This window comes from Citrobacter sp. R4 (genome assembly GCF_026719175.1).
GTDB lineage: Bacteria > Pseudomonadota > Gammaproteobacteria > Enterobacterales > Enterobacteriaceae > Citrobacter_A > Citrobacter_A sedlakii.
This window is the reverse complement of sequence record NZ_JAPPSU010000001.1, coordinates 473,531-483,272: the sequence shown is the minus strand read 5'-3', so window position 1 is coordinate 483,272 and position 9,742 is coordinate 473,531. Positions and strand designations below refer to the sequence as shown.

Sequence of the window (9,742 nt, the reverse complement as noted above, 5' to 3'; positions counted from 1 at the left end):
TTGGGGTTCTTAATCAAAACCGCTATTTTGTCACACCCGAGCGGAGAATGAACCTGTCTGGTGTAATATCCTGATTATTCTTCTGCTGTATGGTTAAAAAAGGAACCAAAAAGAATGCTTTTTACACTAAAGAAAGTGATTGGCGGCATGCTGCTGCCTCTCCCTTTCCTGTTGTTAGCGATCGGCGCAGGGTTGATGTTACTGTGGTTTAGCCGGTTTCAGAAAACCGGGAAGGTGATGATCAGCGCAGGCTGGCTGGCGCTGTTTCTGCTTAGCCTGCAGCCCGTTGCGGACGGACTGCTTCGGCCGATAGAAAGCCGGTATCCCACCTGGCAGGAGACACGAAAAGTGGACTACATCGTCGTGCTGGGCGGCGGTTATACCTGGAATCCCGAGTGGGCGCCCAGCTCCAACCTGATCAGTAACAGCCTGCCGCGCCTTAATGAGGGCATTCGCTTATGGCGGGCGAATCCGGGTTCGAAGCTGATCTTTACCGGCGCGCCCGCGCAGACGAATCCGGTCAGTACCGCGGAAGTCGGCGCGCGCGTCGCCGAATCGTTAGGCGTGCCTCGCGCAGATATTATTACCCTGGAGCAGCCGAAAGATACTGAGGAAGAAGCGCTGGCGGTGAAGCGGGCCATTGGCAACGCGCCGTTCCTGTTAGTGACGTCCGCCTCGCACCTGCCGCGGGCGATGATTTTCTTTCAACGCGTCGGGCTGGATCCACTGCCTGCACCGGCAAATCAATTGGCAATTGATTCACCGCTGAATCCGTGGGAATACGCGCTCCCCTCGCCGGTCTGGCTGATGCACAGCGATCGCGTGGGTTATGAGACGCTGGGGCGTATCTGGCAGTGGCTGAAAGGACTATCAGGCGAGCCAGGGCAGGAGTGATTTCGCCGCAAGATCGACGTTAGCGCGGCTAAAGCGCCCGGTATTGACCAACTGGGCCACTTCGTCCCATAAGACATAAAGCCAGCGCCGACAGATAAACGACTCTGCCACAGGCGCGCGGCGCAGGTAATGCCAGAGCAGATCTTCCGCCAGCGCGTTATCCTTCAGACGGAACAGTTCATATTCCCGCGGCGCCCAGAGCATAATGCCCGGCCCCACCATCGCCAGAAGCTGATCGCTTCTGGCATCTTTTAACATACTGCGCAGGCTGAAATTGCCATGCACCAGCACGCAATTATCATTGAACCCCTCGAATAACGCAGGGAGGCATTCCCGCGTTCGAAACAGGATCCTTTTGTCCTGCATCGTCAGCCCGGTGTTGTTGAACTGATTGAGCGTACTCCATAGCACTTCAACACGCTGGCGATACCAGGAGGGCCAGATGTTTTCCTGGGTATTATCCACCGCGCCGACGCAGCCCCGGCTGTCCTGACGATGCCAGGCGAGCAGACCTTCGACGATCTGATCTTTAAGCTGCTCCCAACGCTCCGGGGTGCGGGCTGGCGCTTCGACAGACACGCCCCGCAGGCGTTCCAGCAGCAACACGTCGGGGCCGGGGTGCTCGTCGTGGGTCATTACGCCATACACGACCGGCATCCGGACGGTACCGCTGCGCGCCAGCATAGTGATTTTCCACGCCAGCTGCTGCGCGACGCCGGGAGTGGTGAAACTTCTGGCCATCAGCGGCATCGGATTGCCATGGCTGTCATACAGTGACCACAGCGCCGTATCGGCTTTTTCATTCACGCATTCAATACGGCTCAGTTTTTCGCCCAGTAAATGGCTTAATTCGGCACGCAGCTGTTCCATTCAGTTTACCCTTATAAACGCTACTGCTTTTATAATGAGCGCCAGAGGGGCAGATGTCACCCGGATGAGATCAATTGTTGACAAGAAAATGTGAGGAAAATCGTAACGGTACGACGCGCCGCCCGGGATCGGACGACGCGTCGTAAGGGAACATTAACGCATTTCGGCGCGGACGCGCTCAAGATCTTCGGCGGTATCCACCCCGGTACCGGGAACTTCTTTCGCCACCGCGACGTGGATCTTTTCGCCGTACCACAGCACACGGAGCTGCTCCAGCATCTCGATGTTCTCCAGCGGGCTGGGCTGCCAGCTCACGTAACGGCGAATGAAACCGGCACGGTAGCCGTAAATCCCCAGATGGCGCAGGAAGGTATCGCCAACGGTTTCCAGGCTTTTGGCGAATCGGTCACGATCCCAGGGGATTGTCGCGCGCGAGAAGTAAAGCGCATAGCCTTCCGCATCCAGCACAACTTTGACCGCGTTGGGATTAAAGGCTTCTTCCGCGCCGTGGATCGGTGCCGCCAGCGTAGCCATGCCGACCTGACGCTGCGCCAGGTTTTCTGCGACCTGACGAATAATGACCGCCGGGATCATCGGCTCGTCACCCTGAACGTTAACAATCACGGTGTCATCGCTAAACCCGCACTTCTCGACGACTTCCGCCAGACGTTCCGTGCCAGACTGGTGGTCAGCGCGGGTCATGCAGACTTCGCCGCCCGCAGCCTCAACGGCGCGCGCGACATCGTCGTGATCGGTTGCGACGATAATACGCTCGGCGCCGGATTCACGGGCGCGCTCCAGGACGTGCACTATCATCGGCTTGCCATTAATGTCCAGCAGCGGTTTGCCAGGCAGGCGCGTTGACGCATAGCGCGCGGGGATGATGACCACGAAACTCATGATTTCCCCTCGTCAGCCGCCAGCACGCGGGCTTCTGTTTCCAGCAGGACGGGAATGCCGTCACGCAGGGGAAACGCAAGGTTATCCAGTTTGCAGATCAGTTCTTGTTTTTCCTGGTTAAACCAGAGTTTCCCGTTACAAACCGGGCAGGCGATGATTTCAAGCAGACGATGATCCATAGTTCCTCCAGATGGACCGGACAGTGAATCGGTAAATCTTATCATAATCGTTCACGCGTCTGCGTCTAATTCCCAGCCCTGCCGACATTCCGTGAACAGTCCCGGCGGGCAGTGGCCTAACGTCACGCGCGTGGCCTGCTGCCACCGGGCAAAATCGCCTATCGCCTGTTTTAAGCCGTTCTGTAGCGAAATCCCGGACGTGACGCCCTTTTCCAGGTGCAGCGAAATGATCTCCAGCACCGCTGTTTTACGGTGCATTTTGGCGTCCATCCGACCAACCAGCTGTCCCCGGTGAAGCAACGGCAGGACAAAATAACCAAACTGCCGTTTCGGCGCGGGGGTGTAGCATTCCAGCCGATAACTGAAACCGAAGAGTTGTTCCGCGCGTTTACGATCCCAAACCACCGGGTCAAACGGCGACAGAACCGCGCTGTGCGTCGCGCTCAACTTTTTTGCCTGCGCCTGTTCAAGCAGCGGCAGGAGCTCAGCGTGTAGCCACAGCGTACCGAGCGTGTCGACTTCAACGGGAATAATTTGCTGTTGCTCCGCGCGCGTCTCTCGCCAGCGCTGTAGATCGGGTCGCTTTAGCCGATAGTAATCCGCCAGCCATTGCTCGCGAAAAATGCCAAGGCTGCGGGCGCTGTTGTCCAGCATGAACAGCTCAGCCTGCGCGCGCGGTAGCAGGTCGCGCTCATCATCCCAGTGCGGCATCACGCGATGGGTTAAATCATAAACGCGCTGAAAGTTGCGCCGTTCAACCACCATCAGTTTCCCGGCGGTGAACAGCCCTTCCAGGTGGCGCTTATGCGGCTTCCACTCCCACCATCCGCTGGTTCCCTTACGTGGATGCGCAAAATCCGCCGACCGCACCGGGCCGCTATGCTGAATATGCTGTATGAGTTGTTCAATTTCCCCGGCATGGTCGTTCATCCACGCCGCTTTGTACTTCCAGCCCATGTTTTCCGGGGTCAACATCCGGTGACGTATGAGCTTAAAGTCGCTGCGCGGCAAAAAGCAGGCTTCGTGCGCCCAGTACTCCATTAGCTCGCCGCGAGTCAGCGCGGCGTCAAGCCACTGCGAGGGATAATCCCCCAGACGGCTGAACAACACCAGATAAGGGCTGCGCGCGACAATATTGATGGTGTCGATTTGCAACAGCGACATGCGGGTTATGGTTGCGAGAATATCGGACTCACGGGCTCGACGGCGTGGCTTGCGCAGTAAGCCCTGTGCAGCGAGGTGGAGAAGACGGGCCTCTTTAAGAGAAAGGGACGGCAACGACATTGATGACTCCATCATTCATTCGCTGCCCTCGTGTCAGAATGCTAACGCGCCAGCGAGATCAGCTTTTCAAGTAACGCTTCAGGTTTGTTCCCCGACAAATGCGCATCGACAGGGAGATACCACCAGTTATCTTCAGCAAACGCGCGACACTTCACGGCATCTTTTTCCGTCATGATCAGCGTTTGCTCTGCATTCAGCAATGCCTGTACGTCACGCGCGCGCAACGCCTGGTGATCCGCCAGTGCGACACACTTTTGCGGCTGCACGCCGCAGGCTTCAAGCGTGGCGAAAAAACGTGGCGGATGACCAATGCCTGCCATCGCAACGACATTGTGTAACTGCGCGACGTTACGCCGCTCGCCAGTGCGCAAATTTACCGCCAGTCCCGGCTCCAGACGCATTGGAATTTCTCCCGGCTGCGGCACACCGCCATTAACAATCATCGCATCAACGGTTTTCAGACGGCCTGCACGTTCACGCATCGGCCCTGCCGGTAGCCACCAGCCGTTACCGAAGCGACGAACGCCGTCAATCACCACGATCTCAACATCGCGCGCCAGACGGTAGTGCTGCAAACCATCGTCAGTCACGATAATCTGGACGTCATGCTGCGCCAGTATCGCCTGAACCGCCTCCGGGCGATGAGGCGATACGGCAACCGGCGCCCCGGTACGCTGATAAATCAGCACGGGTTCATCACCCGCCTCGGCCGTAGTGGTTTCAGCGCTCAACAACAGGGGATAGGCAGCCGCTTTGCCGCCGTAGCCTCGCGAAACAACGCCAACGCGCAGTCCACGTCGCTGAAGCTGCTCCACCAGCCAGATCACCACCGGCGTTTTGCCGTTACCGCCTGCCGTCAGGTTTCCCACCACAACAACCGGCACCGGGGCGCGCCAGGCGCGTTTGATGCCCAGCCGATAGCACAGACGAATCGCCCCGCTCACCAGGCCATACAGCCAGGAGAGCGGCAGGAGTAGCCGCCACAGAGGCGATTCACCGGACCAGATGCGTGCGATCATTGACCAAACTGCATTTTGTGTAGCTGCGCATAGACGCCATGGTGCGCCAGCAGTTCGCTATGCGTCCCGCGTTCTACGATCACGCCGTCTTCCACCACCACAATTTCATCAGCCTGTTCAATGGTAGAAAGGCGATGCGCAATCACCAGCGATGTGCGGTTTTTCTGCAACTCGTCCAGCGCCGCCTGGATGGCGCGCTCAGATTCGGTATCAAGCGCCGACGTCGCTTCATCCAGAATCAGGATTGGGCTGTCACGCAACAGCGCACGCGCAATGGCGATACGCTGACGTTGACCGCCGGAGAGCAGCACGCCGTTTTCCCCGATGATGGTATCGAGGCCATTATCCATCTTATTGATGAAATCCATTGCGTAAGCCATGCGAGCAGCCTCTTCGATCTGCTCACGGGTGTAATGCTCGTTACGCGCATAGGCAATATTGTTGGCTACCGTATCGTTGAACAGATGCACATTCTGCGACACCAGCGCAACCTGATTACGCAGGGACGCCAGCGTATAGTCACGCAGATCGTGACCATCCATCAGGATTTCGCCTTCATCGATGTCGTAGAAACGCGTAATCAGACTGGCGATCGTCGACTTACCGGAGCCAGAGCGCCCCACCAGCGCGACCGTCTTACCCGCCGGAATTTTCAGGTTGATGTTGCGCAGCGCAGGCACTTCGCGTCCCGGATAGGTAAAGGTAACATTGCGGAATTCCAGATCGCCGCTGGCGCGTTCAATAACGCGTTTACCGTCATCTTTTTCCTGTTCACTGTCGAGAATCGCAAACAGAGTCTGACACGCCGCCATACCGCGCTGGAACTGGGCGTTGACGTTAGTCAGAGATTTCAGCGGACGCATCAGGGCGATCATTGCCGAAAAGACAACGGTAATGGTCCCCGCCGTCAGGCTCTCCATAACGCTCGGGAAGCTAGCCGCATACAACACAAACGCCAGCGCCAGCGAGGCGATAAGCTGGATGATGGGGTCAGAAATAGACGACGCGGAGACCATTTTCATCCCCTGCAGACGCATTTTGTTGCTCACCTTGTCAAAGCGTTTGGTCTCAACTTCCTGGCCGCCAAAGATCAGGACTTCTTTGTGTCCCTTCAGCATTTGCTCGGCGCTGGTCGTGACCTGCCCCATCGTGTTCTGCATGTTTTTACTGATGGCGCGAAAACGCTTTGACACCACGCGGATCGCAATCGACACAATCGGCGCCAGCACCACGAGGATAATCGACAGTTGCCAGCTGTAATAGAACATCATGGCAAACAGGCCGATTATCGACGCGCCTTCGCGCACAACGGTAATCAACGCGCTGGAGGACGAGGAAGCCACTTGTTCAGAATCATAGGTGATGCGGGAGAGCAGTGTCCCGGTAGATTGCTTATCGAAGAAGGCGACGGGCATCCCCATCATATGACCAAACAAACGGCGACGCATGGTCATCACCACTTTGCCCGATACCCAGGAGATGCAGTAACTGGAGATATAGCTGGTAATACCACGTAATATCATCAGCCCAATGACCACCAGCGGCATCCAGAGCAGCACTGAGCGATCGGTTTTACCAAAACCTTCATCAAGTAAAGGTTTGAGGAGCGATAACATGAAGGTATCGCTGGCCGCGTTGAGGATTAACGCCACACCCGCCACGATCAGACCCGCTTTGAAAGGCGCAATGGTAGGCCACAGTCGGCGAAACGTCTGCCACGTAGAGAGATCTTTATCGTTATGCATTCAAAAAACCAGCATTTGTTGAAATAGCCGCATATTCTACCCGTTATCGTCTGACACGCCAAACCACTGATGATACCAACGCGGTAAAATTTGCTCCCGTAGGCTGCTTATGCGCCAGCCCTGTGCGGAGAAATCCAGCGAAATTTGCCCCTGATGCGGGGTATCGCGCCACTGGTACCCCTGCTGCTGATAGCGCTGTCTGACCTTCCATGACGGTAACCGCCAGGCGTTATAACGCGATGCTGAGGCCAGCGCCATCTCGCCATTAACCCGCTGTATGAGTGCCAGCGAAGAGGACGTATTGCTGCCATGATGCGGCACCTGAATAATCGTAGCCGACAGATGCTGCCAGTAATGACTCAGCATCCGTTGCTCAGCTGGCGCCTCTATGTCGCCCGTCAACAGTAGGCTGTGGCGACCATCGTCGATCTTCACCACACAGGAGTGATTATTGCCCTTTCCGCGATCGCCTTTTAACGGCCAGTGCGCGCTGAAACGCAATCCCTGCCAGTACCAGACCTCACCGCGATAACACGGTAAATGATTTCGCCAGCCTAACGGACTGCGGACCCAAAGCCCCGGCCAGGCGCTCAGCATAGAGTCTAGCCCACCCCGGTGATCAAGATGTTCATGGCTGAGAATAATCCCTTCTGGCTCCAGATGATGCCAGCGTAGCCACGGAATAATAATGTGTTGCGCGCTGTCCCCTTCAGGCCAGGCCAGCCCGGTGTCGTACAACAGTGCTTTGCCGTTACGCGCGATAACTACCGACAATCCTTGTCCAACATCCAGCATATGCGCCTGCCACGTATCGGTACGCGGCGGGCTCCAGAAAGGCCAACTGAGCAGGGCAAGCGTTGCCAGGCAGAGTCCGGGTAGCACCCGTAAGGCATTAAACCGCCAGCCAACAAGCATCAGCCAGGGAGCGAAAACCAGCCACTGCCAGCGCGCATCTACCGCTATCCATCCTTTCGGCAATTGGGTTAACGCCCAGAACACGGCGGCAAGCGAGCGATCGGCCAGATACCACAGTACAGACTCAACCACTAACGGCCCGCTGACGTGCGCCACCATTCCTGCGAGGATCAGCGGTACGCTAATAAACGTTACCAGCGGCACGGCGAATAAATTCGCCGCAAAAGAGGTCAGGCTAAGGCCGTGAAACAACGCGATTTGCAGCGGCAAAAGCAACAGCGTCATCCCCAACTGTAAATGGGCCAGCTCGACCAATAAACGCCCTGCCCGCGGTAACGTCCACTCCGGACAGGGAAACCATTGATACCAGAACAGCAGGGCCGCAACGGCGAAAGCGGAAAGCCACAGGCTCTGGGAGAGCACCGCCAACGGATCGCAAATAACAATCGCCGCCAGACAACAGCACCAGACGGCCCATCCGCTCCACTGCCGTCCACTCAGCTTTAGCGCCGTCCAGACAAATAGCGCAATGATCGTACGCAGCGCGGGTGGCTGAAGACCGGTTAGCCAGGCATAGAATATGGCGCCGAGCAGCCCGCCGATAAGCGGATGCTGCCAGTGGATCCAGCGCACCGGCAGCAGAAACTGAACGCCACGAAGCAATCCACTGACGAGCAGAGCCATTAAGGCAATATGCAGCCCGGAAATCGCCATCAGATGGGCGGTGCCGGTATCGCGCAGGATGTTTTTCACCTCTTTCGTTATCGCCAGACGTTCCCCCATCCCCAGACCGACTATCACCTGCTGCCACGGATACTCAGCCAGCCTGGCTTTCAGTGATGCGAGATATCTGGCTCGCCAACTGCATTCCCCGTCCAGGATTTTTGCCTGCAGAAAACGGCCTGTGAGCGGTTGATGCTGTGTCAGGGCGTAGCGCTGGCTGTCAAATCCCCCGTCATTTAACTGCCCGTGAACAGCCCTGATCCTAATCGTCATCGCCCAGCGCTGCCCTGCACAGGGTTCGGACGGCAAATACTGCCCATAAAGAACGATACCCACCGCAGGAAAAAGACGACGCCCTGCCAGATGAGTGATGCGTCCGGCGTGTGTCGTGATGTTATCCGTCGCGGTCAGCTCGATAATGGCGTCCTGATTTTTTACCGGCAGCGTGTTTCCGGCCCAAAGCGACTGTTTAGCTGCGAAAACGCCCCACAGAAAAAACAACAGAACCAGCCCGGCAAGCTGCATCCATTTGCCGGAGAAAAGCGTTAGCGAACAGGCCAGCGCGAAAAGACTGACAAGCCAAAGCGTATCAGGCAAAGCCGGTAAGAAAAGCAAAGGGAAAATACCGCATAGCGCGCACAGGCTGACCGTCGTGATTTTCATGAACACCTCCGTGTGAGCGGAAGTGTGCAGGTTAGCCAACAGTCTGTCAGGCGGTAATGGCAGGCTTTACGATGCGGTTTCCAGCGTTTTTATCACCGTGTTGTAAACCGCCAAATTTATTGCGGGGCGTCTTCCAGAATGGAGCGTCAGAAATGAAAAAAGCACCAGAAAGGTGCTTTTTCGCAGGTTACGTTTTGAGGAAACTTAACCGTAAATATTGGCGCGATCGCGCAGTTCTTTACCTGGCTTAAAGTGCGGAACGTATTTTCCTTCCAGCTCGACTTTATCGCCAGTCTTCGGGTTACGCCCGGTTCGTGGTGCGCGATAGTGCAAAGAGAAGCTGCCGAAACCGCGGATTTCAATACGCTCGCCCTGCGCAAGAGTCGAGGCCATATGTTCCAGCATCTCTTTAACTGCATCTTCAACCGCTTTTGCGGGAATATGAGATTGCTGGGTTGCAAGTCTTTCAATCAATTCTGACTTGGTCATGATTCCTCCGGTTCCTATAAGGCATATAAGCGCTGCTGTTGCATTGATTAAGGGCGGCCGT

9 protein-coding genes are annotated in these 9,742 nt (G+C 56.5%); 1 reads left to right on the top strand and 8 read right to left on the bottom strand.

Annotated features, from left to right (window positions below):
* Positions 1-114: 114 nt before the first annotated feature.
* Positions 115-894, top strand: a complete 780-nt coding sequence (elyC, locus tag OOJ60_RS02225) for an envelope biogenesis factor ElyC (RefSeq protein WP_205611859.1) — start codon at positions 115-117, stop codon at positions 892-894.
* Here elyC and OOJ60_RS02220 read toward each other — a convergent pair.
* The 8 genes from OOJ60_RS02220 to ihfB form a co-directional block, all read right to left on the bottom strand.
* Positions 871-1,764 (bottom strand): YcbJ family phosphotransferase, encoded by an 894-nt coding sequence (locus OOJ60_RS02220; protein WP_205611858.1) that lies wholly within the window; start codon positions 1,762-1,764, stop codon positions 871-873. The genes elyC and OOJ60_RS02220 overlap by 24 nt on opposite strands.
* Before the next feature lie 153 nt (positions 1,765-1,917).
* Positions 1,918-2,664: a 3-deoxy-manno-octulosonate cytidylyltransferase gene (kdsB, locus tag OOJ60_RS02215; RefSeq protein ID WP_181821570.1), complete on the bottom strand. Its 747-nt coding sequence runs from the start codon at positions 2,662-2,664 to the stop codon at positions 1,918-1,920.
* Positions 2,661-2,843, bottom strand: a complete 183-nt coding sequence (gene ycaR / locus OOJ60_RS02210; protein WP_042288120.1) for a protein YcaR — start codon at positions 2,841-2,843, stop codon at positions 2,661-2,663. Before ycaR ends, kdsB begins: the two co-directional genes overlap by 4 nt.
* A gap of 51 nt (positions 2,844-2,894) precedes the next feature.
* Positions 2,895-4,127, bottom strand: coding sequence for a winged helix-turn-helix domain-containing protein (locus OOJ60_RS02205; protein ID WP_205611857.1), 1,233 nt, complete (start codon positions 4,125-4,127; stop codon positions 2,895-2,897).
* A 41-nt stretch (positions 4,128-4,168) separates the two neighbouring features.
* The gene (gene lpxK, locus OOJ60_RS02200; RefSeq protein ID WP_205611856.1) at positions 4,169-5,146 is read right to left on the bottom strand and encodes a tetraacyldisaccharide 4'-kinase; all 978 of its coding nucleotides are present in this window, start codon (positions 5,144-5,146) and stop codon (positions 4,169-4,171) included.
* Positions 5,143-6,891, bottom strand: a complete 1,749-nt coding sequence (gene msbA, locus OOJ60_RS02195) for a lipid A ABC transporter ATP-binding protein/permease MsbA (RefSeq protein WP_042288128.1) — start codon at positions 6,889-6,891, stop codon at positions 5,143-5,145. The genes lpxK and msbA overlap by 4 nt, the downstream gene beginning before the upstream one ends.
* A gap of 36 nt (positions 6,892-6,927) precedes the next feature.
* The gene (locus tag OOJ60_RS02190) at positions 6,928-9,192 is read right to left on the bottom strand and encodes a ComEC family protein (protein ID WP_205611855.1); all 2,265 of its coding nucleotides are present in this window, start codon (positions 9,190-9,192) and stop codon (positions 6,928-6,930) included.
* Positions 9,193-9,396: 204 nt separating this feature from the next.
* Positions 9,397-9,681, bottom strand: a complete 285-nt coding sequence (gene ihfB / locus OOJ60_RS02185) for an integration host factor subunit beta (RefSeq protein WP_000167332.1) — start codon at positions 9,679-9,681, stop codon at positions 9,397-9,399.
* Between the last annotated feature and the right edge of the window lie 61 nt (positions 9,682-9,742).